A 25232-nucleotide genomic window follows, 5' to 3' on the forward strand; every position below is an offset into this window, starting at 1 on the left:
TGCCGCTCAGTCCAGGTAGCCGCGGAGCTGGTCGGCGAAGGCGTGGCCCCGCAGTCTGTCGAGGGTCCTGGACTCGATCTGGCGGATGCGTTCGCGGGTCACCCCGAAGATCCGCCCGATCTCCTCCAGGGTGCGGGGCCTCCCGTCGTCCAGTCCGTACCGCAGCTGGACCACCTTCCTCTCGCGCTCCCCCAGCGTGGAGAGCACCGCCTCCAGGTGCTCGCGCAGCAGGAGGAAGGCCGCGGACTCCACGGGTGAGGCGGCGTCGCCGTCCTCGATGAGGTCGCCGAAGGCCACGTCGTCCTCCTCGCCGACGGGGGCGTGCAGGGACACGGGCTCCTGGGCGAGGCGCAGGACCTCGACGACGCGTTCGGGGGTCAGCCCGAGCTGGTCCGCGACCTCCTCGGGGGTGGGTTCGGTGCCGCGTTCCTGGAGCATCCGGCGCTGGACGCGGACGACGCGGTTGATCAGCTCGACGACGTGCACCGGGACCCTGATGGTCCTGGCCTGGTCGGCGAGTGCGCGGGACATGGCCTGGCGGATCCACCACGTGGCGTACGTGGAGAACTTGTAGCCCCGCGCGTAGTCGAACTTCTCGACCGCCCTGATCAGTCCGAGGTTCCCCTCCTGGACCAGGTCGAGCATGGTCAGGCCCCGGCCGACGTAGCGCTTGGCGACGGAGACGACGAGGCGGAGATTGGCCTCGATCAGCCGGCGTTTCGCCGTCCGGCCCAGGACCACGAGCCGGTCCAGGTCGACGGCGAGCCCGGAATCGGGGTCGCGGGTGCCGGCGAGCCGTTCCTCGGCGAAGAGTCCCGCCTCGACGCGGCGGGCGAGCTCCACCTCCTCGGCGGCGCTGAGCAGGGGTATCCGGCCGATCTCCCGTAAGTACTGGCGGAAGAGGTCGGACGTGGGTCCGCCGCTCTCCGTGCGGCTGCGGGGTTCCGGGAGCTCCGGGGGCTCCACCGGTTCCTCCAGCACCGGTTGGGGCGTGCCCGTGGTCTCCGGGTGGCGGGTGACCCGGTTCTGCGCGGGAATCGCCGGGACATGCTCGGTCGTGGGCGGCACGGTCCGGGTCTGCACGGGGGCGACCTCCAGGTGATCGCTGCCGGACCGCGGGGATGGGGGGTCCGCCCGGGACGGACCGGCCGCGCTCCGATGACTCAGGCACCGCCCTCCAGTGTGGGGTACGACACATCGCCGCCACGAGGGGCGTGCGGTGACTTTCTGCGCCGGAGCGTGACGGGGGCGCCCGCCCGGCTCAGAGGGCGTCGGCGCCGTGGCTCCGCAGCGACTGGGCGTACTGCTGGAGGACCCAGACCTCGTTCTGCGCGGCGGCCAGATGGTCCGGGGCGACGTTGCTGCCGAGGCGGGCGAGGCTGCCCTGGACGTCGTCGATCCTGCGGTCGACGGCGCGCAGGCGGACCTGGACGAGCTGCATGCCCGCATAGGTCTCGTCGATGGTCTTGCCGTGGAAGACCTCGACGGCGAGCTCGGTGACGAGGTTGCGCACGGTGTCGTCGGGAGCGGCGTCCATCACGTTGACCAGGTAGTCGCGGGTCTCGGCCAGGCCCTGTTCGGCGCCGCCGGACTCCGCGATGCACTGGCGCACCGCCGCGTAGGGCGGGGCGGTGAACTCGTCGGCGCCGTAGGCGTCGAAGGCGGGCGAGACCAGGGCGGGCTTCTGCAGGGCGAGCTTGAGCAGCTCGCGCTCGGTGCGGTGGGCGGGGCTGCGGAGGTTGAGCGCGGGCCCGGACGGTGCCTTGGGGGCCTGGGCCTGGTGCTGCGGGGCGCCGCCCCGGGAGGGCTTTCCCTGCGCGGGTCCCCGGTCGCCGCGGTCGCGGGCCCAGCGGGCGAGCTGGCCGACGCGGTGGACGACGAACTCCTGGTCGAGGATGCCGACGAAGCCGGCGAGCTGGACGGCGACCTCCCGCTGCACGCTGCTCGTCTTGATCTTCGCCACGACGCCGGCCGCCTCGTCGAGCGCGGCGGCGCGGCCCGCGGGGGTCTCCAGGTCGTACCGGCCGACGATCTGGCGGAGCGCGAACTCGAAGAGCGGGGTGCGGGGCTCGACCAGGTCGCGTACGGCGTCGTCGCCCTTGGCGAGTCGCAGGTCGCACGGGTCCATGTTGTCCGGGGCGATGGCGATGTAGGTCTCGGCCGCGAACTTCTGGTCGTCCTCGAAGGCGCGCAGGGCGGCCTTCTGGCCTGCGGCGTCACCGTCGAAGGTGAAGATCACCCGGGCGCTGCCGTTGTCCATCAGGAGCCGTCGGAGGATCTTGATGTGGTCGTTGCCGAACGCGGTGCCGCAGGTGGCGATGGCGGTGGTGACCCCGGCGAGGTGGCAGGCCATGACGTCGGTGTAGCCCTCGACGACGACGGCGCGGCTCGCCTTGGCGATGTCCTTCTTGGCGAGGTCGATGCCGTACAGCACCTGGGACTTCTTGTAGATCGGGGTCTCGGGGGTGTTGAGGTACTTCGGGCCGTTGTCGTCGTCGCGGAGCTTGCGGGCGCCGAAGCCGACGATCTCCCCGGAGGTGTCGCTGATCGGCCACATCAGCCGTCCGCGGAAGCGGTCGATGGGGCCGCGTCGGCCGTCCTGGGAGATGCCGGAGCTGATGAGCTCCTTGTCGCTGAAGCCCTTGCCGCGCAGGTAGCGGGTGAGGTGGTCCCAGCCCGCGGGGCTGTAGCCGACGCCGAAGTGCGCGGCCGCGTCCTGGTCGAAGCCGCGCTCGGCGAGGAACTTCCTGCCGATCTCGGCTTCGGGGCCGTTCAGCTGCTCGCGGTAGAAGTCGGCGGCGATCTTGTGTGCCTCGACCAGCCGAATGCGTTCGCCGCGCTGGTGGGAGGGGTTGTAGCCGCCCTCCTCGTAGCGCAGGGTGATGCCCGCCTTGGCGGCGAGGCGCTCGACCGTCTCGGAGAAGGTCAGGTGATCGATCTTCATCACGAAGGCGATCGTGTCGCCGCCCTCCTGGCAGCCGAAGCAGTGGAACAGGCCCTTGCCCGGGCTCACCTGGAAGGAGGGGGACTTCTCGTCGTGGAAGGGGCACAGGCCCTTGAGGTTGCCGCCGCCCGCGTTGCGCAGTTGGAGGTACTCGGACACGACGGCGTCGATCGGGACCGCGTCCCGGACCGCCTTCACGTCGTCGTCATTGATCCTGCCTGCCACGCGTGAAGTCTACGGGTGGGGCCGGACATCCGGGACCGGCCGGCGGGGGCACCGCCCCCGGGCGCCGTACGTCCCGGATGTCCGGGCCACCGGTCAGAGCAGGGAGTCCAGGGGCACCGACGGGTCGCCCAGGGCGTCCGGGTCGACCGGCCGGGCGGCCCTGATCAGCTTCTGGATGCTCTCGGTGACGTCCCACACATTGACGTTCATCCCGGCGAGGACCCGGCGGTCCTTCAGCCAGAACGCGATGAACTCGCGCTTTCCGGCGTCGCCCCGGATGACGACCTGGTCGTACGAGCCGGGCGGCGCCCAGCCGGAGTACTCCAGGCCGAGGTCGTACTGGTCGGAGAAGAAGTAGGGCACGCGGTCGTACGACACGTCCTGGCCGAGCATGGCCTTCGCGGCGGCGGGTCCGCTGTTCAGGGCGTTCGCCCAGTGCTCCACGCGCAGCCGGCCGCCGAAGAGGGGGTGGTCGACGGACGCGATGTCCCCGGCGGCGTAGATGTGCGGGTCGGAGGTGCGCAGCGAGGCGTCGACGGCGACGCCGCCGCCCTCGGCCCGGTCCGCCATGTGGAGCCCGGCGGCCTCCGCGAGCGAGGTGCGCGGCGCCGCGCCGATCGCGGCGAGCACGTCGTGGGCGGGGTGCTCCTCGCCGTCGTCGGTACGGGCGGCGAGGACCAGGCCGTCCTGTCCGGTGATCTCGGTCAGGCGGGCGCCGAAGTGGAAGCGGACGCCGTGTCCGGCGTGCAGGTCGGTGAAGATCTGGCCGACCTCGGGGCCGACGACGTGGTGCAGCGGGGTCGCCGAGGGGGCGACGACAGTGACCTCGGCGCCGTAGCCGCGGGCCGCCGCGGCCACCTCCAGGCCGATCCAGCCGGCTCCGGCGATGACCAGGTGCCCGTTGTCGCGGCCGAGGGCGGCGAGGACATTGCGCAGGCGTTCGGAGTGGGCGAGGCGGCGCAGGTGGTGCACGCCGACCAGGTCGGTGCCCGGGACGTCGAGACGGCGCGGCTCGGCGCCCGTGGCGAGCAGCAGCTTGTCGTAGTGCACGACCGTGTTGTCGCCGAGCTGCACGGACCGGCCGGCCCGGTCGATGGAGGTGACCACCTGGCCGAGGTGGAGTTCGATGTCGGCGCCCGCGTACCAGGCGGTCTCGTGGACGAAGACGGAGTCCCGCGCGTCCTTGCCCAGGAGGTAGCCCTTGGACAGGGGAGGCCGCTCGTACGGATGGTCGCGCTCGTCGCCGATGAGGATCACCCGGCCGCTGAAACCCTCCGCCCGGAGTGTCTCGGCCGCCTTCGCTCCGGCGAGTCCTCCGCCGATGATGACGAACGTCCGATGTGCGTCGACCACTTGATGCCTCCTCGGTACTTGGCTGCGCGGCGCCTCCACCTGCGAGCGTCCCGCACGCAGCGTGATGGCGAAAGAGGGTGTGCCCCGATCAGGTCACAGTCGGTGGGCATGTGGCCCGGTCATGGTCCAGTCTGCCCAACAGCCGTGAGTGTTCCGTGAAGGGACCGCGCGGAGACGTCCGTGAGTGCGGCGATCTGGTCGACGAGGACCCTCTTCCGGGCCCGGTCGTCGGGGGCCGCCGTGTACAGGGCGCGGAACTGCGGCTCCAGCCCTTCGGGCGCGCGTGCGGTGAGGGCGGCGGCGAGCTCGGCGATGACGATCCGCTGCCCGGCCCGGATGGCCTCCTGCTCGGTGCGCTGCATGACGTAACGGTCCGCGACGGCCTTGAGCACGGCGCACTCGTCGCGCACCTCGCGGGGGACGATCAGCTCGGCGCCGTACCTGCCGAGCCGTCCGGTGCCGTACGCGGTGCGGGTCGCGGTCTCGGCGGCGAGGCAGAACCTGCCGATGAGCTGGCTCGTCGCGTCCTTCAGCCGCGCCTGGGAGACCGCCGTGCCGTCGTAGCCGTGCGGCCACCACTCCTGGCCGGTGAGCCGGTCGAGGGCGTCGGCGAGCTGCTGGGGGGCGGTGTCCGCCGGGACGTACCGGCCGATGGCGACGGCCCAGATCTCCGCGCGCTCCGGCTCCGAGAAGAGGCAGCCGGGGTCGATGTGACCGGCGTGCAGACCGTCCTCGAAGTCGTGCACCGAGTAGGCGACGTCGTCGGACCAGTCCATGACCTGGGCCTCGAAGCACTTGCGGTCCCTGGGCGCGCCCTCGCGGGCCCAGGCGAAGACGGGCAGGTCGTCCTCGTACACCCCGAACTTCGGTGAGCCGGGGTCGGTGGGGTGCGCGCCCCGGGGCCAGGGGTACTTCGTGGCGGCGTCCAGGGCGGCCCTGGTGAGGTTGAGGCCGACGCTGACGAGCTCCCCGCCGCGGGGGTCGCGGACGAAGCGCTTGGGTTCGAGGCGGGTCAGCAGGCGCAGCGACTGGGCGTTGCCCTCGAAGCCTCCGCAGTCCGACGCGAAGTCGTTGAGCGCCTGTTCGCCGTTGTGGCCGAAGGGCGGGTGGCCCATGTCGTGGGAGAGGCAGGCGGCCTCGACGAGGTCGGGGTCGCAGCCGAGGGCGGCGCCGAGCTCCCGTCCGACCTGGGCGCACTCCAGGGAGTGGGTGAGGCGGGTGCGCGGGCTGGCGTCCCAGGCCCCGCTCCGGGTGCCGGGCGTGACGACCTGGGTCTTGCCGGCGAGCCTGCGCAGGGCGGCGGAGTGGAGCACCCGCGCGCGGTCGCGCTGGAACGCGGTGCGGCCGGGCCGTTTGTCGGGCTCGGTGTCCCAGCGCTCGGTGTCAGCCGCGCCGTAGGGCGTGTCCCGGGGGTCGTGCGTACCGTCCATGTCCCCGACAGTAGACGGGCGGGCCGACAGGAGGGGTCAGGCGGGGGCCAGGAGGTGCGTCAGGGCACCCTGCGCGGGGGCGTCCGCGGCACGGGCCTGGTCGTAGCGGTGCAGCAGGAGGCGCGCCATGGCCGGGTGCGCGCCGAGGGGGGCGGCGGCGATGCCCGGTGCGGCGGCGGCCGAGAGGGCCGCGAAGCGGCCGGGCGCCGTGAAGTACGAGGCGAGGGCCACCCGGTGGCGGCCCCGGGCGGCGAGGGCCCGCAGGGCGGCCGGCACGTCGGGCCCGGCCGCCGAGGCGTAGGCGGGGAGGACGGGGACCCCGCCGAGGCGGTCGCCGAGCATGGCGGCGGTGCGGCGCGCGTCGGCGTCCGAGTCGGGGTCGCGTGACCCGGCGGCGGCGAGCACGACGGCCGCGCTGCGGCTCGTGCCGTCCTCGTCCCGCCAGCCTGCCTCGACGAGCCGCTCGTACAGGGCCTCGACGAGCAGGGGGTGCGGTCCGAGCGGTGCCGCCACCCGGGTGCGGAGGCGGCTCGCGGCCGCCGCGGCCAGCGGCAGGTCGTGCCGGACGTGGTGGCCGCGGCCCAGCAGCAGCGGTACGAGCACGGCGTCGCCCCGGCCGATGCCGTCCAGGGTGTCCGGCAGCAGGGGTTCGTTCAGCTCGATGTGGCCGAGCCGGACGTCGAGGGCGGGCCGCAGTTCCCGTACCCGGTCCAGGAGCTCCAGGACGGTGCGCAGGGCCTGCGGGTCCCGGCTGCCGTGCGCGACGGCCACCAGGGTGGGGGCGGAACTGCGGATGCGGTGCATGGGCCTGCGGGTTCCGTTCAGGGAGACGAGGCTGAGCTGGGTCCCGAGCTGGGAGGTGACGCGGGTCAGGAGCTGCGCCGTGCTGTCGAGGGGCAGGGGCTCACGGGGGTGTTCCGGTGCCGTCTCCGTCATGGACCGATGGTGCCGCGCGGACGTTGCCGGGCCGTTTCGCACCCGTGACGGGTGTTTGCCTCGGTCTCACACGAGGACGGCCCGTGGTGTCGGTACCCGTTCACACCGTCCCCGCGAACCATTCACTCCCGCCGTTCGTCCTTCCCTCGAAGGATCAAGTACGAGCGCGGGGGGCGCCGCATGGGGCTGAGGACACCGGGGGGACCGGGCCGTGCGCGGCCGGGGGCCCTGGGAGGGCTCGCGGCCCGGCGGCCCCGGCTGCCCCGGACCCGGCGGGGGCAGCGCCGGCTGGTCCAGGCGCTGATGGTGGTGTGCGCCGTGGCGCTGGCGCCCGCGGCGTGGCTGCACACCACCGCCGACGCCCGGGTGCGGACGGCGGCGGACGCCCCGGCCCAGCAGGTCGCCGTGGTGTTCGGCGCGGGGCTGTGGGAGGGCCGGCCGTCGCCGTACCTGGCCCGCCGGCTCGACGCCGCCGCCGAGCTGTACACGAGCGGCAGGGTCCGGGTCGTGCTCGTCACCGGGGACAACAGCCGCCCGGAGTACGACGAACCGGATGCCATGCGCACGTATCTTGCCGCGCGCGGGGTGCCGGACGGCCGGATCGTCAGCGACCACGCGGGCTTCGACACCTGGGACTCCTGCGTCCGGGCCAAGCGGATATTCGGGGTCGACCGGGCCGTCCTGGTGAGCCAGGGCTTCCACATACGGCGGGCCATCGCCCTGTGCCGCTCCGCCGGGATCGACGCGTACGGGGTGGGGGTCGACGACGTGCACGACGTGACCTGGTACTACGGCGGGACGCGGGAGGTGTTCGCGGCGGGCAAGGCACTCCTGGAAGCGGTGTTCGAGCCGGATCCGCACTTCCTGGGGCCACGGGAGCCGGGGGTGACGGAGGCGCTCTCCGACGGCCTCGCGACGGCGGGCGGTCCGGGCTGAGACCGCGGGCGGCCCCGGAGGAAGGGGGCGTGGCCGCGCTCGCCGGGGAGCCGCGTGCCGTGGACGGAGTACGGCAGCCGGGCCTCCGTCACAGTGTCGCCACGGGCGCCGTCTCCGCGGACACCCAGGCGAGGTAGCGGTCGCTCCCGCGCACGACGGGCGTCGCGATGATCTCCGGTGTCCCGTAGTCGTGCGCCGCGAGGAGGTGGGACTCCAGCTCGTCGTACCGCTCGGCGGTGGTCTTGAAGAGCACCTGCCACTCCTGGCCGGTCTCGACGGCGCCCTCCCACCGGTAGACGGAGAGGACGGGCGCCGAGATCTGGGCGCAGGCGGCGAGCCGGGCCTCCACCGCGCCCCGGGCCAGGGCCCCGGCCTTCTCCTCGGTGTCGGTGGTGGTCAGTACGGTGAGCCATGCGGGCCGGGTCATCCCGGGTCTCCTCGTCGTCGGCGTCGGTGGCCCCTCGATTGTCGGCGGTCCCGGCGTCAGCCGCCGTACGGGTGCCGGGTCCTGGCCTCGCGCAGGGCGCGGCCCCACCAGACCAGCTGGTCGAGCATCCTCTTGGCCGCGCCGTCGGTAGCGGCGGGGTCCTTGGGCACGCCCCGGTCGTCGAAGAGGGCGCCCGCGCCGTGGAAGGAGACGGTGTCGCGCACGGAGACGGCGTGCAGTTCGGCGAAGACCTGGCGCAGGTGTTCGACCGCCCGCAGGCCGCCGGAGATCCCGCCGTACGAGACGAACGCGACGGGCTTGGCCTGCCATTCGGTGAAGTGCCGGTCGATGAGGCTCTTCAGCGGGGCCGGGTAGGAGTGGTTGTACTCGGGGGTCAGCACCACGAAGGCGTCGGCGGCCGCCAGCAGTGCGGTCGCGCGGGCGGCGCCGGTGGCGGGCGGTTCGCTGTCGGCGACGTCGACGAGTCCGGCCTCGATGTCCGGGTGGCCGGCCGCCTGCCCGAGGAACCACGTGGCGACGACGGGCCCGAAGCGGCCCTCGCGGTTGCTGCCGAGGATCACGGCCACCTTCAGCGGGGCCTCGGAAGGGACGGAAGCCGGAGCGGGAGCGGGAGTGTTGGGGTCCATGCACCGCAGACTCACACCTCAACCAGGATTGAGGTCAAGCGCCGCATGCCGGCACCTAGGCTGGAGGCCATGACGACCTCCGCACCGGATGTACCGGACGTACCGGGTGTACCGGATCTCCACGTCGAGTTCGACGGGCACCCGGCCACCGCCGAGGACCTGCGGATCCCGGCCTTCGCGGGCTTCGGCCATTTCACCGCGATGCAGGTCAGGGACCGCACGGTGCGCGGCCTCCCCCTGCACCTGGACCGCCTGGACGCCGCGAACCGGGAGCTGTTCGGAGCCCCGCTCGACGGGGAGCGGGTGCGCGCGCTGATCGGTCACGCGCTCGACGGCGCCGGGGCGCGCGACGCGTCGGTCCGGGTGCACGGCTTCAGGCCACCGGGCAGCGCGGCGACGGTGACGATGGTGACCGTGCGGGAGCCCGCCCGCCCGGACGCCGCGCCCCGGAGCCTGATGTCGGTCCCGTTCGCACGCTCCGTGCCGCACATCAAGCGGCCCGGCGAGTTCGGCCAGATCTACTACGGGGAGCAGGCCGGGCGGGCCGGCTTCGACGAGGCGCTGCTCGTCTCACCGGCGGGCATGGTGACCGAGGGCTCGGTCACCAACATCGGCTTCTGGGACGGCGCCTCGGTGGTCTGGCCGGACGCCCCGGCCCTGACCGGGATCACCATGGCGCTGCTGGAGCGCGGACTGGCCCGGACGGGCCGGCCGTCGGTACGCCACGGGGTGACGCTGGACGGGGTCGGCGCGTACCGGGCGGCGTTCGTCACCAACTCGCAGGGCATCGCGCCCGTCCACCGGATCGACGACACGGCCTTCGCCGTCGACGAGGACCTGATGGGACTGCTCGCCCGGGTCTACGACGACGCCCCCCGCGAGACCGTATGACCCGCGCGGCGTACGGGACCATGGAGCCCATGCGGATCCACATCGAGGCCACGGAACTCCCGGGCCGCACCTGCGGCCCCGACACCGACTTCTCGGGTTTCGACAACATCCATGTCGGCGTGCAGGCCCGGGACAGCCCCGGAGAACTGTTCGGGCTGCACCCCGGCGACGCGACGGCCGCCTCCTGGACCCTGGACTGCTCCGCCGTGTCCACCGCGGAGGGCGTCGAGGTGTCGGGGCCGTACGTCCAGAACCGGCTCGGGGGGCGCTTCGTCTACCTGTCCTGGGGCACGGTGGACGACTCGGGCGCCTTCACCATGTTCCGCCGGGCCAAGCTGATGATGAGCGACATCGCACCGGAGGTCCTGGAGGCCGCCGCACGGTCGGGACACCTCACCGCCCGCCTGCGCCTGAGCGACGACCGGGGGCAGCCCCGGTGCGCGCGCGTCCGGCCGCCGGACGTCGTCTGGTCCGCGACGGGCGGGGACGGCTCGCCCGGGACGTGAGGCGGGGCGAGGCGCGCAGGGCCTGGCGAACGGCGCGGGGCGGAAGGGCGACATGACACCGCCCTCACCGATCCCGGGGGGGGTGGGCCGGTGAGGGCAGTTGCCTTGGGGCCGGCGGGGGGCTGCCGTCCCGTGGGGGGGTAGAGAGCGTGTGCCCGGGCACCCCCACTCCATTCATGTGACCCGGGTCACACTCCGGGCGTCCCCGTGGTCACCCGATCGGCACCCGGGCGGCGCGGCGCCCCCGTCACCGCCGCGACCTGCGAGGGGCCGGACCGGCGGGCGCGCCCCCCGGGCCCGTACGGGTGAAAGCTGACGCTGCGTCAGCATGCGGCGGGCGGGCCGGGGCCGTTACCTCGGAGGCAGGACACATCCGTCTGCCCGGAGGATTCCCATGCGTAGCCCCGCCCGCCTCGTGACCGGTACCGCCGCTGCGGCCCTCACCGCCGCCGCGCTCGGACTCGGCGCCCCCTCCGCCCACGCGGACGGCCTCGGCAGACCGGGGCCCGCCGTCGCGCAGGCCGCACCCGGCAGCGCGGACTGCGGTCCCGGCGGACCGGTGGGGACCACGCAGGCGGCCTCCTGCGGCAGTGACGGGGTGATGGCCGGCCCGCTGTCCGCCCAGGACCCGGAGGACGAGGGGCCGTACGCGGCGGAGGACCCGTACGCCGCCGAGGACCCGTACGCGGCCGAGGGGCCCGACCTGGGCCGGGCGCCCGGTCCGGACGAGGAATCCGCCCCCGCCGACGACCCGGCGGCGGTCTCGGGGCCCTCCCGGCCGGAGGGGGACCCGGACGACGCGGACACCGGGCCGGACGGGGCAGGACCGGTCCAGCCGCCCGGGGCCGGCACGGGGACGGCGCCCGGGACGGGTCACCGCCCCGAGCCCGTACCGCCGTCGGAGACCGACCCCGGATCCGCGAAGCCGCCGCTGCCCCCGGGGCACCGGCCGACCACGGCTCCCAGCCCCGGCCGGCCCTCCGGCCACGTGGGGACGGGTGTCGGAGGCAGCGCCGCCCCCGACACCGCCCAGCTCGCCGCGGGCGCCGGGCTCGTCGGGGTGGCGTCCGTCGCCGGTGTCCTGCTGCTGCGCCGCCGCCGCGCTGACGACCTGCGCCGCTGAGGACGGCCGGCGGAGTACGGACGTGGACAGGACCGCGCTGCGGGCCCGGGCCTGGCTGGCGGGCATCGCCGCGCTGTGCGGCGTATGGCTGGTCCACAACGGAGCGGCCACCGGGACCGCGCCCCAGCCCTCCACCGCCCAGGCGTTCGCCGCGGGCCCCGGACCCCGTCCGGGCACCCGGGTCGCCGAACCGCTGCGCCCCTCCGCGCCGGTCAGGATCCGGATCCCGGGCATCGGTGTGGACGCGCCCATGACGGGGCTGAAGCTGGGCGAGGACGGGAGCCTCGACGCGCCGCCCGCCGAGGACGCCAATCTGGCGGGCTGGTACGAGGACGGCACGCCGCCCGGCGCCAAGGGCACCGCGGTGGTCGCCGGCCACGTCGACAACGCGGAGGGGCCGTCCGTGTTCTACGCCCTCGGATCGCTGGAGAAGGGGGCCGTGGTCGAGATCGACCGCGGGGACGGGCGTACCGCCGTCTTCTCGGTCGACGCGGTCGAGGTGTACGAGAACGACCGGTTCCCGGACAGGCGCGTCTACGGTGCCACCCCGGACGCCTCGCTGCGGCTGATCACCTGCGGCGGCGGGTTCACGCGCGAGACGGGCTACCTGGGCAACGTGGTGGTCTACGCGCACCTCGCCGAGGTGCGCTGACCGGGGCGCAACGGGGTGCGGAACGGCGGGCCGCCGGCCTGGGACTCAGGCCGTCCACTGGTCGAAGCCGAGCTTGGCGACCAGGGAGAACACCACGACCAGCAGGACCCCGCGGACGAAGTCGCTGCCCTTCCTGAGGGCCATCCGCGCCCCGATCATCGCCCCGGCCAGGTTGAACACGGCCATCAGCGCGGCGAGCTGCCACAGGACCGTGCCCTGGTAGGCGAACATCGCCAGCGCGCCGCCGTTGGTGCAGACGTTCACGATCTTGGCGTTGGCCGACGCGGTGACCAGGTCGAGGTGCAGGACGGCGGTCAGGGCCAGGACCAGGAAGGTGCCCGTGCCGGGCCCGAACAGCCCGTCGTAGAAGCCGATGCCGCCGCCGACCAGCACGATCGCGGTGACCGTGCGGGCCCGTGTGACCGTGCGTGCCGTACCGTCGCCGGCCGCCGCCGCGCCGAAGCCCGGCCGCAGCATCACGAAAGCCGCGACGGCGAGCAGCACCACCATGATCACCGGCCGCAGCACGTCGCTGCTGATCCCGGCGGCGAAGAACGCTCCGGTCATGGATCCGGCCAGGGCCATGAGCCCGATCCGCACGGCGGTCCCCACCCGGACCGGCGCCTTGCGCAGGTAGGTCACGGCGGCACCCGACGTGCCGACGATGGCCACCGCCTTGTTCGTGCCGAGGACGTGCGCGGCCGGGACGTGCGGCAGGCCCAGCAGCAGGGCGGGCAGGAGGAGCAGTCCGCCTCCGCCCACCACCGCGTCGATCCAGCCCGCGGCGGCTGCGGCCAGGCAGAGGACGACCAGGGTGGTGAGGGTTATCTCAGGCATGCTCGCGACCTTAAGCAGGTGGTGGGTACACCGTCCAACCGGTTGTCCGCGCCCTCACAGGGGGCACCGTGACGCGCTGAGCGCAAGGTTCCTCCCGGGAAACAGGAGGGATGCGGCCGGGTAACACCCACCGCGCACGCTCGACGGCATGAGGACACGGACGGGAGAGACGGCGCGCGTGGCGGTGGCCGGCGCCGGGACGGCGGGAGCGCGGCCCGCCTCCCGGGCGCGCGGCGCCGCCGTCACCGTCACCGGTGAGGGCGGGCGCGCACCGTACGACGCGGCGCGAACGGCGGGACGCCCCGTCCGGCACGGCGGGCCCGGGACCCCGGCACCGTCCGCCCCGCGCCCCTCCCCCTCCCCCGCCCCCGCCGGTACGTCCCCGCTCCACCCGCCCACCAACGACGGAGGCTTCTGATGCCGGTGCCCAATCCCCCGACCGCCCCCACCGCGGGCGTGCCGACGATCGTGGTCGTCGGGCACGGCATGGTCGGACAGCGGTTCCTGGAGGCTCTCGCCGACCGCGGTCTGACCGCCGCGGCGGGCACCGCCAGGGTCGTCGTGCTCTGCGAGGAGCCCCGTCCCGCCTACGACCGGGTGCAGCTGACCTCGTACTTCTCCGGGCGGACGCCGGAGGACCTCTCGCTCGTCGAGCCGGACTTCATGGAGCGCCACGGCATCGAGCTGCGCGTCGGCGACCCGGCGGAGAGCGTGGACCGCGCGGCGCGCACCGTCACCGCGCGCTCGGGGGAGACCTTCGGCTACGACACGCTGGTGCTGGCCACCGGCTCGTACCCCTTCGTCCCGCCCGTCCCCGGCAAGGACACCGAGGGCTGCTTCGTCTACCGCACCATCGAGGACCTCCGCGCCATCGAGGAGTACGCGCGGACCGCCCGGACCGGCACGGTGGTCGGCGGCGGGCTCCTCGGCCTGGAGGCGGCGGGCGCGCTCAAGGGCCTCGGACTCGACACGCACGTCGTCGAGTTCGCGCCCCGCCTGATGCCGGCCCAGGTCGACGACGGCGGCGGCGCCGCGCTGCTGCGCACCATCGAGGGCATGGGCCTCTCGGTGCACACGGGCGTCGGCACCCAGGAGGTCACCGCGGGCGAGGACGGCCGGGTCGCCGGGATGGCGCTCTCGGACGGTTCCTCGCTCGCCACCGACCTGGTCGTCTTCTCCGCGGGCGTACGCCCCAGGGACCAGCTCGCCCGCGACTGCGGCCTGGCGGTCGGCCCGCGCGGCGGCGTCGTCGTCGACGACGAGTGCCGCACCTCCGACAGCGCCGTCTTCGCCGTCGGCGAGTGCGCGCTCGCCTCGGACGGCCGGGTCTACGGGCTGGTGGCGCCGGGTTACGAGATGGCGCTGACGGCCGCCGAGGTGATCGCGGGCAACGCGGCGTCCTTCACCGGCGCCGACCTCTCGACGAAGCTGAAGCTGCTCGGGGTGGACGTCGCCTCGTTCGGCGACGCGCACGGCGCCGCCGAGGGCTGCCTCGACGTGGTGTACGCCGACTCGCGTTCGGGTGTGTACAAGAAGCTGGTGATGGGCCGGGACGGCACACTGCTCGGCGGCGTACTGGTCGGTGACGCCGACCAGTACGGCACCCTGCGGCCGATGACCGGCACGGTGCTCCCCGTCGCCCCGGAGCAGCTGGTGCTGCCGGCCGGTGCGGGCGGGCCGGTCGCCCTCGGCCCGTCGTCGCTGCCCGACGAGGCCGTCATCTGCTCCTGCCACAACGTCACCAAGGGAGCGGTCCGCGAGCACGGCACGCTGCCCGAGGTGAAGAAGTGCACCAAGGCCGGTACGGGCTGCGGGAGTTGCGTCAAGGTCATCGGACAGCTACTGCCCCGGTCCGAGGACCGGGGGCTGTGCGGGTGCTTCGCGTACACCCGCAGCGAGCTGTACGAGATCGTCCGCACCCTCGGCATCACGACGTACGCCGGGCTCCTGGACTCGCACGGCCGCGAGGCGGCGCGCGGGGGCGACGGCTGCGAGGTCTGCAAGCCGACGGTCGGCTCGGTCATCGCCTCGCTCGCCCCCACGGTCGGCGCGAGCGGCTACGTCCTGGACGGGGAGCAGGCCGCCCTCCAGGACACCAACGACCACTTCCTGGCCAACCTCCAGCGCAACGGCTCGTACTCGGTGGTGCCGCGCATCCCCGGCGGGGAGATCACCCCGGAGAAGCTGATCGTGATCGGCGAGGTGGCCCGGGACTTCGGCCTCTACACGAAGATCACCGGCGGTCAGCGGATCGACCTGTTCGGCGCCCGCGTCGACCAGCTCCCGCTGATCTGGACCCGCCTCGTGGACGCGGGCTTCGAGTCGGGGCACGCCTACGGGAAGTCCCTGCGCACGGTGAAGTCCTGCGTGGGGCGGACCTGGTGCCGCTACGGGGTGCAGGACTCGGTCGCGATGGCGATCGGCCTGGAGCTGCGCTACCGGGGCCTGCGCTCCCCGCACAAGCTGAAGTCGGCGGTCTCGGGCTGCGCCCGGGAGTGCGCGGAGGCCCGCGGCAAGGACTTCGGGATCATCGCCACGGCGCAGGGCTGGAACCTCTACGTCGGCGGCAACGGCGGGGCCACCCCGCGCCACGCGGACCTCCTCGCACAGGACCTCTCCGACGCCGAACTGGTCCGTCTCATCGACCGGTTCCTGATGTTCTACATCCGTACGGCGGACCGCCTGGAGCGCACCTCGACCTGGCTGGACCGGATCGAGGGCGGCCTGGACCACGTGCGGGACGTCGTCGTCCACGACTCGCTGGGCCTCTGCGACGAGCTGGAGCGCCTGATGGCCGACCACGTCGGCGGCTACCGCGACGAGTGGGCCGAGACCATCGACGACCCGGAACGGCTGCGGCGCTTCGTCACCTTCGTCAACGCCCCGGACGCGCCCGACCCCTCGGTCAGGTTCGTCCCCGAGCGCGACCAGGTCAAGCCCGACCTGGACATCCTCGCGGGCCCGGTGCTCGCCGTCCGCACCCTCGAAGGGACCTCCTCCTGATGACGACCCGGACGCCGGAGACCACGCGGAACACCCGGACCATAAGGCTCGCGGACGGGGACGGCTGGCTCACGGTCTGCGACCTCTCGCTGCTGACCCCGGGGCGCGGCGTGGCCGCGCTCCTCCCGGACGGCCGGCAGGTAGCGCTGTTCGTGGACCGGTCGGGGCGCGCCTACGCGATCGACAACCGCGACCCGTTCACCGGTGCGTACGTCCTCTCCCGCGGCCTGGTCGGCTCGGCGGGAGGACGGCCGTTCGTCGCGTCGCCCCTGCTGAAGCAGCGCTTCGACCTGGAGACGGGTGCCTGCCTGGACGACGACGAGGTCACCGTGCCGGTCTTCCCGGTGCGCGCGGACTGACTTTCCGGGGCGCGGGGGCGTTCGGGGAGCCGGGATCGGAGCGGACGGACGGGAAGCCCGCGCGGGAACGCACCCCGGACGCCCCGGCGCGCCCGCCCCGGAAGGACCCGAACCCGACCTGTTCATGACACGTTGAGGTCCCGGTCACCGCGCACCCCTACTGTCCTGACGTTCGACCCGCCGGGCCGACCGGACCGGCGGGCCCGCACGTCACCCGTGGAGTGATCGTGGAACGTCGGACCTTCTTGCGCACAGCGGTGATCGGCAGCTCGGCGGCGGCCTTCGGCGGCACCCTGTGGCGGGGTGCCGCCTTCGCGGACCCGGCCCAGCCGGCCCCCGGCCCCTACGGCGCGCTGCGGGCCGCCGACGGCAACGGCATCCTGCTGCCCGCCGGCTTCACCAGCAGGGTCATCGCCCGCTCCGGGCAGAGCGTCCCCGGCACCTCGTACGCCTGGCACAGCGCACCGGACGGCGGCGCCACCTTCACCGACGGCAGCGGCTGGATCTACGTCTCCAACGCCGAGGTGTCCGCGAGCAGCGGCGGCGGGGCGAGCGCGGTGCGCTTCGACTCCTCGGGCACGGTGACGTCGGCGTACCGGATCCTGTCCGGCACGAACACCAACTGCGCGGGCGGCCGGACCCCGTGGAACACCTGGCTCTCCTGCGAGGAGGTCACCCGCGGCTTCGTGTACGAGACCGACCCGTGGGGGGTGAAGGCCGCCGTGCAGCGCCCCGCGATGGGCCGCTTCAAGCACGAGGCCGCGGCGGCCGACCCCGACCACGGCTACGTCTACCTGACCGAGGACGAGACCGACGGGCGCTTCTACCGCTTCCGCCCGACCACCTGGGGCACGCTCTCGTCCGGCACGCTCCAGGTGCTCGTCGCGGGCAGCGGCACGTCGGGGCCGGTGACCTGGGCGACGGTGCCCGACCCGGACGGCTCGCCCACCCAGACCCGCTACCAGGTCTCCGGCGCCAAGGTGTTCAACGGCGGCGAGGGCTGCTTCTACGCCGCGGGCACCTGCTGGTTCACCACCAAGGGCGACAACCGGGTGTGGGCGTACGACGCGAACGCCTCGTCCCTCTCGCTGGCCTACGACGCCTCGCTCGTCACGGGCGGCAGCGCCCCGCTGACCGGCGTCGACAACGTCACCCGCGCCGCCTCCGGTGACCTGTACGTCGCGGAGGACGGGGGCAACATGGAGATCTGCCTGATCACCCCGGCCGACACCGTCGCCCCGTTCCTGCGGATCAGCGGCCAGTCCGGGTCCGAGATCACCGGCCCGGCCTTCTCCCCCGACGGCCGCAGGCTCTACTTCTCCTCGCAGCGCGGAACCAGCGGGAGTTCGTCCGGCGGCATCACCTACGAGGTCACGGGGCCGTTCCGCTCCTGACGCGCCCCGGAGGCGGCGGGCGCGGCCACCCTCGGCGCGCCCGCCGCCTCCGCGCGGCTCACGCCTGTCCGCCGACGGCGGCCGGGTCCATCCAGACGACCTCCCAGATGTGGTGGTCGGGGTCCTGGAAGGAACGGCCGTACATGAAGCCCTCGTCCACGGGGTCGTTCGCGGGCGACCCGCCGTTGGCGAGCGCGGCGTCGGCCAGTTCATCGACCTTCTCGCGGCTCTCCGCGCTCAGGGCGAGCAGGACCTCGGTCGTCGCCGAGGCGTCGGCGATCTCCTTCCTGGTGAACTCCTTGAAGCGCGGCTCGCTGATGAGCATGGCGAAGATCGTGTCGCTGATGACCAGACAGGCCGTCGTGTCGTCGCCGAACCGGGGATCGAAGCCGAACCCGAGCCCGGCGAAGAAGTCCTTCGTCGTCCCCAGGTCCTTGACCGGCAGGTTCACGAAGATCATCTGAGGCATGGTGTCCCACTCTTCCGTCCGGCACCCCGGGGGTGCTCCCGGGCGCTCCCTGCGAGCGCCCGGGAGGTAGACGACGGGGCACCGCGAAACTCATCGCCCGCCGGCCTTTCCGCACGCGCGGGTGTCAGGACACCGCGAGCGGGGCTCCGCCCCTGATCAGGTCGGCGCCCAGCGGGGTGAGGGTGTGCAGGACCGAGCTGCCGTGGCGCAGGGTGCGGACCAGACCGGCCTCGCGCAGCACACAGGCGTGCTGGCTCGCCGAGGCCAGCGAGACCCCGGTCCTGCGGGCCAGTTCACTCGTCGTGCACCCGTCGCCTATGGACCGCAGGACGGTGGAGCGGGTGTGGCCCACCAGCCGCCCGAGCCAGGGGCCCGGTTCGGCGGCGGCGGGGGCGCCGGGGTGGGTGACCGGATAGACGAGGACCGGCGGGAGCGACGGGTCGCGGTAGACGACGGGGGTGCCCCGGCAGAAGAACGACGGCTGGAGGAGCAGCCCCCGCCCGTCCAGGCGCAGTTCGCGGTCGACGGGGTAGTCGGCCTCCAGCACCGGGGCGCGCCAGCGGATCATCGGCGGCAGGGTGGCCAGCAGCTCGTCCGCGCCCCCGTCCAGCAGGGCCCGGCCCCGGACGGCCCGGTCGGCCTCGACGCTCGCCCGGATGTGCGGCCAGTACGGCTCGACGGCGGCCCGGTGGTAGGCGCGCAGGGTGGAGATGAGGCGCCCGAGGGGCTCCGTACGGCCCTCGGCGAGCGCCTCGGGCAGGGCGGCAGCCGCCGGGGAGGGCACGGCGGGCGCCCTCCGGGCCGTCGAGGGGCCCGCCGACAGCAGGCGGAGTTCCTCGCGCATCCGGTCCACCGGGGTGTCGCGCAGCGCCTCCATTCCGGCGTCGAGACCGAATGGCCCGGCGGCCCCCTGCGAAGGCGTCAGGAAGTCGGGGAAATAACCACGCGGCGGAACCACCGCGGACAGCAGGCGCGCTTCACCATTCAGCCTGGCCCGGGATTCGTCGCGCCATTTCCCGAACACGGTGGAACCCCGCCGGTCCCTCAACCGGTGGAAACTGAGAATGGTTTCCCACATCGCGTCCGGCCCCGTGGCCATCCGCACGCGCGAAAGGTCCACTCCGGACACATGGATACGCAGCATCGATCCCCCACCTGTTGCACCCGCAATTGCCCCCACCGAAGCGTATACACAGCGTGACGGGTGGTCACCACGGGGTTTCGGCCACAGTTGAAACGTCTCGCCCGTTCCCCCGCCGGAGGAAAGGCTGTACGTCGTCGGGCGCGTTACCGGAGTCACCGGTGAGCGGGTGGGGGCCGTGGGGGCCCTGCCCGTTCGGCGGCGGTGAGCGACGGTGCGGCTCCGCACCCGGCAGGGGTAAGCGGGTGCGGTCCGGGGGTGGGGATCCCCGGACCGCACCTGGACCGTGGGAGCCCTCTTTGCGCACCGAACGGTGAAAAGCCAACAACTCGAATGGTTGGCCGTTCAATTGACGAAGCGGCGGCACCCCCGCACAGGGTGCCGCCGCTTCCGGGTAATCCGGTTCCGCCGGCGGGCCCGGTGAGGGTCCCTGTGGGCCGCCGACGGTATCCGGAATCGTGGCGGTCTCTCGCCGCGGGGCTCAGCGGCTGTCGCTGCCCCGCGATTCGGCCGCGGCCCGGCCCGCTTCGAGCCGGGCGACCGGAATGCGGAACGGCGAGCAGGAGACGTAGTCCAGGCCCGCCTCGTGGAAGAAGTGCACCGACTCGGGGTCGCCGCCGTGCTCACCGCAGATGCCGAGCTTGAGATCCGGGCGGGTGGCCCGGCCGGCCTCCACGGCGCTGCGCACGAGGGCGCCGACGCCGTCCCTGTCGATCGTCTCGAACGGTGACACCCCGAAGATGCCCTTCTCCAGGTACGCGGTGAAGAACGAGGCCTCCACGTCGTCACGGGAGAAGCCCCAGACCGTCTGGGTGAGGTCGTTCGTGCCGAAGGAGAAGAACTGCGCGGCCTCGGCGATCTGGCCGGCGGTCAGCGCGGCGCGGGGCAGCTCGATCATCGTGCCGATGGTCAGCCTGAGTTCCGTGCCGGTCGCCGCCTCCACCTCCGCGATGACCTGGACGGCCTCGTCGCGGACGATCTCCAGCTCCTGGACCGTGCCGACGAGCGGGATCATGATCTCGGCGCGCGGGTCGCCCTTGGCGTTCCTGCGGTGCGCGGCCGCCTCCGCGATGGCCCGGACCTGCATCGCGAACAGCCCGGGGATGACCAGGCCGAGGCGGACACCGCGCAGGCCCAGCATCGGGTTCTGCTCGTGCAGCTTGTGGACGGCCTGCAACAGGCGCAGGTCGTTCTCGTTGGCGTCCTTGCGGGACTCGGCGAGCGCGACCCGTACGGAGAGCTCGGTGATGTCGGGCAGGAACTCGTGCAGCGGCGGGTCGAGCAGCCGGACGGTGACGGGCAGCCCGTCCATCGACTCGAACAGCTCGATGAAGTCGGCCTTCTGGAGCGGCAGGAGCGCTGCCAGCGCGGCCTCGCGCTCGTCGTCGGTGTCCGCGAGGATCAGCTTCTCGACCATCTCGCGGCGCTCGCCGAGGAACATGTGCTCGGTGCGGCACAGGCCGATGCCCTGGGCACCGAAGCGGCGGGCCCGCGAGGCGTCCTCGGCGTTGTCCGCGTTCGCCCGTACCCGCAGGCGGCGCACCCGGTCGGCGTACGCCATGATCCGGTGCACGGCGGCGACGAGTTCGTCGGCGTCGTCGGCGCCGGCGTGCATGCGGCCCTCGAAGTACTCCACGACCGGGGACGGCACGACGGGCACCTCGCCGAGGTACACCTTGCCGGTGGAGCCGTCGACGGAGACGAGGTCGCCCTCCTCCACGACGGTGTCCCCGACGGTGAGCCGGCGGCGCTTGGTGTCGACCTCGATCTCCTCGGCGCCGCACACGCACGTCTTGCCCATGCCGCGGGCGACGACGGCGGCGTGCGAGGTCTTGCCGCCGCGCGAGGTCAGGATGCCCTCGGCGGCGATCATGCCGTCGAGGTCGTCGGGGTTGGTCTCGCGGCGGATGAGGATGACCTTCTCGCCGGACCGCGACCACTTGACGGCGGTGTACGAGTCGAAGACGGCCTTGCCGACGGCGGCGCCGGGCGACGCCGCGATGCCGCGGCCCAGCAGCACGCTGGCGGCACCGTGGTCGAAGCGCGGGAACATCAGCTGCGCGAGCTGGGCGCCGTTGACGCGCTGGAGCGCCTCCGCCTCGTCGATGAGGCCCTGGTCGACGAGCTGGGTGGCGATACGGAAGGCGGCACCGGCGGTGCGCTTGCCGACCCTGGTCTGGAGCATCCAGAGCCGGCCGCGCTCGATGGTGAACTCGATGTCGCAGAGATCCCTGTAGTGGGTCTCCAGGGTCTCCATGATCTTCATCAGCTGGTCGTACGACGCCTTGTCGATCGACTCCAGGTCGGCGAGCGCCACCGTGTTGCGGATACCGGCGACGACGTCCTCGCCCTGCGCGTTCTGGAGGTAGTCGCCGTAGACGCCCTGGTGGCCGCTGGCCGGGTCACGGGTGAAGGCCACGCCCGTGCCGGAGTCGGGGCCGAGGTTGCCGAAGACCATCGAGCAGATGTTGACGGCCGTGCCGAGGTCGCCGGGGATCCGCTCCTGACGGCGGTAGAGCTTGGCCCGGTCGGTGTTCCACGAGTGGAAGACCGCCCTTATGGCCAGGTCCATCTGCTCCCGCGGGTCCTGCGGGAAGTCCCGCCCGGCGTCCCGGGTGACGATCGCCTTGAACTCCTCGACGAGCCCCTTCAGGTCGGCCGCGTCCAGGTCCACGTCGACCGTGACGCCCTTGGCCTCCTTCGCGGCCTCCAGCGCCTCCTCGAAGAGGTCGCCGTCGACGCCGAGCACGGTCTTGCCGAACATCTGGATGAGACGGCGGTAGGAGTCCCAGGCGAAGCGCTCGTCGCCGGCCTGGGCGGCGAGACCCACGACCGAGGCGTCGGAGAGGCCGATGTTGAGGACCGTGTCCATCATGCCGGGCATCGAGAACTTCGCCCCGGACCGGACGGACACCAGCAGCGGGTCGTCGGCCTGGCCGAGGTTCTTGCCCATCCGCTTCTCGAGCGCGTCCAGGTGGGCGCTGACCTCGTCGCGCAGTTCGGCCGGCTCGTCACCGCTGTCGAGGTAGACCTTGCACGCCTCGGTGGTGATCGTGAAACCCGGAGGGACGGGCAGCCCGAGGTTGGTCATCTCGGCGAGGTTGGCACCCTTGCCGCCCAGGAGGTCCTTCAGATCCTTGTTGCCCTCGGTGAAGTCGTAGACGAACTTCCGGGGATCTTTGTTTTCCGACACGGGTCTCGACTCCTCGAGGACGCGGTGGCTGCCCTGACGGCGAGGAACATACCCAGATCGAAGGTGTCCCGGTACGGCCACTTGCGCGTCGCGAGGTCCCAACCACCCGTCCGCCAGCAGATCGAAAGTGAAGGGCGGGCGGCCCCGGGAAGGCGCACGCTTCACCTCTTGAATTCACTCTCACGATGAGTTCATGGAAGTCCGCCGAACACTACGCTGAGTAGCGGATGGCTTGACCGGTCGAAAATAAGACGCCTGGCACCCAGTGCCACTATTTGAGAAGTGCAGCACCACATTAACCGCTCATATGAGCCATGGGCGCCTCAAGGGTGGCGAGAATCACGCCCCGGTCCGCGCTCAGATGTCATCATTCGGACGCCCGCGGGCCCACTTGATGTCACCGCAGAGCTACGCAGCATCCACACAAAGTGACCGTAGGGTCGCCGGGTGGTGATCGCATGCATGCGATCACCGTCGGGCCGCGCGGGAGAGCGCCGAATCTCGCGAAAAAGCCCGCTCATGTGAGCGGGCTTCTTGGTAGGGCACTGGGTGCCCCTCGCGTCGGAGCGGCGGTCAGCCGCCCGAGGTGTCCAGCTCCGCGTCGGCACTCACGCCCGAGCAGTCGTACGGGTCCTTCAGCCAGCCGTCCGGCAGCGCCACCCGGTTGTTGCCGGAGGTACGCCCCCGGGGCCCGTCCGCGCCGTCCGGCCAGGGCTGGTCCAGGTCGAGCTCCTGGAGCTGTCCGCCCAGCTCCTCCAGCGAGGAGGTGACCGCGAGCTTCCTGCGCATGTCCGAGCCGACCGCGAAGCCCTTGAGGTACCAGGCCACGTGCTTGCGGAAGTCGATCACGCCCCGGCTCTCGTCGCCGATCCACTCCCCCAGCAGCGTCGCGTGGCGCAGCATGACGTCCGCGACCTGGCGCAGGACGGGCTCCTGCCGCACCCCCGTCCCCTCGAAGGCGGCGACCAGGTCGCCGAAGAGCCAGGGGCGCCCGAGGCAGCCGCGGCCCACGACGACGCCGTCGCAGCCCGTCTCGCGCATCATCCGCAGGGCGTCGTCGGCGCTCCAGATGTCGCCGTTGCCGAGGACCGGGATCTCCGGGACGTGCTCCTTGAGCCGGGCGATCGCGTCCCAGTCGGCCGTGCCGCCGTAGTGCTGGGCGGTGGTCCTGCCGTGCAGGGCGACGGCCGTGACACCCTCCTCCACGGCGATGCGGCCCGCGTCGAGGTAGGTGGTGTGGTCGTCGTCGATGCCCTTGCGCATCTTGATGGTGACCGGGAGGTCCCCCGCCCGGGTCACGGCCTCACGGAGGATCGCGCGCAGGAGCGGCCTCTTGTACGGCAGGGCGGAGCCGCCGCCCTTACGGGTGACCTTGGGGACGGGGCAGCCGAAGTTCAGGTCGATGTGGTCGGCGAGGTCCTCGTCCACGATCATGCGGACCGCCTTGCCGACGGTGACCGGGTCCACCCCGTAGAGCTGGATGGAGCGCGGTGTCTCGCTCGCGTCGAAGTGGATGAGCTGCATGGTCTTCTCGTTGCGCTCGACCAGCGCCCGCGTGGTGATCATCTCGCTGACGAACAGCCCCTTGCCGCCCGAGAACTCACGGCACAGGGTGCGGAAGGGCGCGTTGGTGATGCCGGCCATGGGGGCGAGCACGACCGGCGGCTGCACGGTGTGCGGGCCGATCCGGAGCAGCGGGAGGGCGGGGGCGAGCGTGGTCATGGCCCCATTGTCCCGTACCCGCGCGGCGGCGCGGAGACCGCCCGTCCGGGGCCCGTGCGGAACCGCCCCCTCAGGCCCCGGCGAGGACCGGGCCCGAGGCGGGCTGCGCGGCGTCGGCGAGGGCCGACTCCATGAGCCGGTCCAGGCCCTGCCGCGACTCCTCGTCCGAGGGGACGTACGTCACCAGGCGCGGGCCGACCGAGGGCCCCAGCCACAGGTCGGTGTGGTCGAGCCTGAGCAGTCCCACCCGGGCGTTGCGGAAGATCTTGGTGCGGTTGGCGGGACCGACGACCTCGTGCCGGGCCCAGATCTCGCCGAACTCGGGTGAGGCCGCCTCCAGCCGGGCCAGCAGCGCCTTCCAGGGCGGCTCGGCCAGATGTTCCGCCATCGAGGCGCGGAACTTGGCGGCCATCACCCGGCGCGTACCGGGCAGGTCGACGACGGCGGCGCGCCAGTCCTCGTCGGTGAAGGCGAGCAGCATGCAGTTGCGGTCCTGGGGGGCGACGGCGTCCAGGTCGCACAGCAGCCGGCCGTAGGTCCGGTTGTAGGCGAGGATGTCGTACCGGCTGTTCTGGATGCAGGCGGGGAAGGGCTCCAGGCGCGTGAGCATCTCCTGGAGCGCCGGGGTGATGCCCGCGCAGTCCGAGCCGGGCGCGGGGTCGGCGGCCCCGGCCAGGGCGAAGAGGTGGGTGCGCTCGCTGCGGTCGAGCAGCAGCGCGCGGGCCAGGGAGTCGAGGACCTGGGGCGAGACCTGGATGTCGCGCGCCTGTTCCAGCCACGTGTACCAGGTGACGCCGACGGCCGAGAGCTGCGCGACCTCCTCACGCCGCAGGCCGGGGGTGCGCCTGCGGCGGCCGCGGGGCAGACCGACCTGCTCGGGGGTGATCCGCTCGCGGCGGCTGCGGAGGAATCCGGCGAGTTCGTTCCGCCGGACGTCTGTGTCGGTCGCCTCGGTCACGGTCGTCATGCTCCCAGGGTGCCGAACGTACGGGCGTATTGCCAGGTGCTGCCGGTACCAGGATAAGGAGACTCTGGTACCAGGCT

At 73.0% G+C, this 25232-nt stretch carries 22 protein-coding genes; 9 read left to right on the forward strand and 13 right to left on the reverse strand.

The features are described from left to right. Positions 1-6 precede the first annotated feature (6 nt). The 5 genes from ACFVS9_RS09545 to ACFVS9_RS09565 all read right to left on the reverse strand — a co-directional run bounded on the left by ACFVS9_RS09545 (position 7) and on the right by ACFVS9_RS09565 (position 6888). Positions 7-1083 carry an RNA polymerase sigma factor gene (locus tag ACFVS9_RS09545; RefSeq protein WP_383116691.1) on the reverse strand — a complete coding sequence of 359 codons (1077 nt, stop codon included), beginning with the start codon at positions 1081-1083 and terminating at the stop codon, positions 7-9. A gap of 178 nt (positions 1084-1261) precedes the next feature. Beyond that, positions 1262-3169: a DNA primase gene (gene dnaG, locus ACFVS9_RS09550; protein WP_383116690.1), complete on the reverse strand. Its 1908-nt coding sequence runs from the start codon at positions 3167-3169 to the stop codon at positions 1262-1264. A gap of 93 nt (positions 3170-3262) precedes the next feature. Continuing rightward, positions 3263-4522: an NAD(P)/FAD-dependent oxidoreductase gene (locus ACFVS9_RS09555; protein WP_383116689.1), complete on the reverse strand. Its 1260-nt coding sequence runs from the start codon at positions 4520-4522 to the stop codon at positions 3263-3265. Positions 4523-4641: 119 nt separating this feature from the next. Next, a complete protein-coding gene (locus tag ACFVS9_RS09560) occupies positions 4642-5952 on the reverse strand; it encodes a deoxyguanosinetriphosphate triphosphohydrolase (RefSeq protein ID WP_383116688.1) in 1311 nt (436 codons plus the stop codon). 36 nt (positions 5953-5988) lie between these two features. Continuing rightward, positions 5989-6888 carry a sirohydrochlorin chelatase gene (locus ACFVS9_RS09565; RefSeq protein ID WP_389931241.1) on the reverse strand — a complete coding sequence of 300 codons (900 nt, stop codon included), beginning with the start codon at positions 6886-6888 and terminating at the stop codon, positions 5989-5991. A gap of 180 nt (positions 6889-7068) precedes the next feature. Here ACFVS9_RS09565 and ACFVS9_RS09570 point away from each other — a divergent pair, with 180 nt between their 5' ends. After that, positions 7069-7824 carry a vancomycin high temperature exclusion protein gene (locus tag ACFVS9_RS09570; protein WP_383116686.1) on the forward strand — a complete coding sequence of 252 codons (756 nt, stop codon included), beginning with the start codon at positions 7069-7071 and terminating at the stop codon, positions 7822-7824. An 88-nt stretch (positions 7825-7912) separates the two neighbouring features. Here ACFVS9_RS09570 and cutA read toward each other — a convergent pair whose 3' ends face one another. Then, a complete protein-coding gene (gene cutA, locus ACFVS9_RS09575; protein WP_383116685.1) occupies positions 7913-8251 on the reverse strand; it encodes a divalent-cation tolerance protein CutA in 339 nt (112 codons plus the stop codon). Between the two features lie 56 nt (positions 8252-8307). Beyond that, entirely contained in the window at positions 8308-8898 is a 591-nt protein-coding gene (locus tag ACFVS9_RS09580; RefSeq protein WP_383116684.1) for an NADPH-dependent FMN reductase, read from the reverse strand. Positions 8899-8967: 69 nt separating this feature from the next. On the opposite strand from ACFVS9_RS09580, the gene ACFVS9_RS09585 reads away from it, so the two are divergent. From ACFVS9_RS09585 to ACFVS9_RS09600, 4 genes are all read left to right on the forward strand, one after another. Further along, positions 8968-9789 (forward strand): aminotransferase class IV, encoded by an 822-nt coding sequence (locus ACFVS9_RS09585; RefSeq protein ID WP_389931243.1) that lies wholly within the window; start codon positions 8968-8970, stop codon positions 9787-9789. A 29-nt stretch (positions 9790-9818) separates the two neighbouring features. Continuing rightward, positions 9819-10295, forward strand: a complete 477-nt coding sequence (locus ACFVS9_RS09590; protein ID WP_383116682.1) for a DUF5990 family protein — start codon at positions 9819-9821, stop codon at positions 10293-10295. A 394-nt stretch (positions 10296-10689) separates the two neighbouring features. Then, positions 10690-11418 carry a hypothetical protein gene (locus tag ACFVS9_RS09595; RefSeq protein ID WP_389931245.1) on the forward strand — a complete coding sequence of 243 codons (729 nt, stop codon included), beginning with the start codon at positions 10690-10692 and terminating at the stop codon, positions 11416-11418. A 22-nt stretch (positions 11419-11440) separates the two neighbouring features. Beyond that, the gene (locus ACFVS9_RS09600) at positions 11441-12070 is read left to right on the forward strand and encodes a class F sortase (protein WP_389931246.1); all 630 of its coding nucleotides are present in this window, start codon (positions 11441-11443) and stop codon (positions 12068-12070) included. A 45-nt stretch (positions 12071-12115) separates the two neighbouring features. On the opposite strand, the gene ACFVS9_RS09605 is transcribed toward ACFVS9_RS09600, so the two are convergent. Next, on the reverse strand, positions 12116-12907 hold the full coding sequence (locus ACFVS9_RS09605) for a sulfite exporter TauE/SafE family protein (RefSeq protein WP_383116679.1): 792 nt from the start codon (positions 12905-12907) through the stop codon (positions 12116-12118). A 148-nt stretch (positions 12908-13055) separates the two neighbouring features. On the opposite strand from ACFVS9_RS09605, the gene ACFVS9_RS09610 reads away from it, so the two are divergent. From ACFVS9_RS09610 to ACFVS9_RS09625, 4 genes are all read left to right on the forward strand, one after another. After that, positions 13056-13325 (forward strand): hypothetical protein, encoded by a 270-nt coding sequence (locus tag ACFVS9_RS09610; RefSeq protein ID WP_389931248.1) that lies wholly within the window; start codon positions 13056-13058, stop codon positions 13323-13325. Then, positions 13325-15910: a nitrite reductase large subunit NirB gene (nirB, locus tag ACFVS9_RS09615; RefSeq protein WP_389931249.1), complete on the forward strand. Its 2586-nt coding sequence runs from the start codon at positions 13325-13327 to the stop codon at positions 15908-15910. The genes ACFVS9_RS09610 and nirB overlap by 1 nt, the downstream gene beginning before the upstream one ends. Next, positions 15910-16269, forward strand: coding sequence for a nitrite reductase small subunit NirD (nirD, locus tag ACFVS9_RS09620; protein WP_389931251.1), 360 nt, complete (start codon positions 15910-15912; stop codon positions 16267-16269). The genes nirB and nirD overlap by 1 nt, the downstream gene beginning before the upstream one ends. Before the next feature lie 227 nt (positions 16270-16496). Continuing rightward, entirely contained in the window at positions 16497-17663 is a 1167-nt protein-coding gene (locus tag ACFVS9_RS09625; protein ID WP_383116675.1) for an alkaline phosphatase PhoX, read from the forward strand. Between the two features lie 58 nt (positions 17664-17721). Here the strand turns inward: ACFVS9_RS09625 and ACFVS9_RS09630 are convergent, their stop codons facing one another. From ACFVS9_RS09630 to ACFVS9_RS09650, 5 genes are all read right to left on the reverse strand, one after another. Further along, complete coding sequence (locus tag ACFVS9_RS09630) at positions 17722-18132, reverse strand: VOC family protein (RefSeq protein ID WP_383119062.1); 411 nt, start codon at positions 18130-18132, stop codon at positions 17722-17724. A gap of 124 nt (positions 18133-18256) precedes the next feature. Next, complete coding sequence (locus ACFVS9_RS09635) at positions 18257-19276, reverse strand: ArsR/SmtB family transcription factor (protein ID WP_383119061.1); 1020 nt, start codon at positions 19274-19276, stop codon at positions 18257-18259. 478 nt (positions 19277-19754) lie between these two features. Further along, complete coding sequence (ppdK, locus tag ACFVS9_RS09640) at positions 19755-22466, reverse strand: pyruvate, phosphate dikinase (protein ID WP_383118906.1); 2712 nt, start codon at positions 22464-22466, stop codon at positions 19755-19757. A gap of 573 nt (positions 22467-23039) precedes the next feature. Continuing rightward, positions 23040-24188 (reverse strand): tRNA dihydrouridine synthase DusB, encoded by a 1149-nt coding sequence (dusB, locus tag ACFVS9_RS09645; protein ID WP_389931253.1) that lies wholly within the window; start codon positions 24186-24188, stop codon positions 23040-23042. A 70-nt stretch (positions 24189-24258) separates the two neighbouring features. Next, entirely contained in the window at positions 24259-25155 is an 897-nt protein-coding gene (locus tag ACFVS9_RS09650) for a helix-turn-helix transcriptional regulator (RefSeq protein WP_389931254.1), read from the reverse strand. Between the last annotated feature and the right edge of the window lie 77 nt (positions 25156-25232).

Origin of the sequence: Streptomyces sp. NPDC058008, from assembly GCF_042886395.1 — a bacterium.
GTDB lineage: Bacteria > Actinomycetota > Actinomycetes > Streptomycetales > Streptomycetaceae > Streptomyces.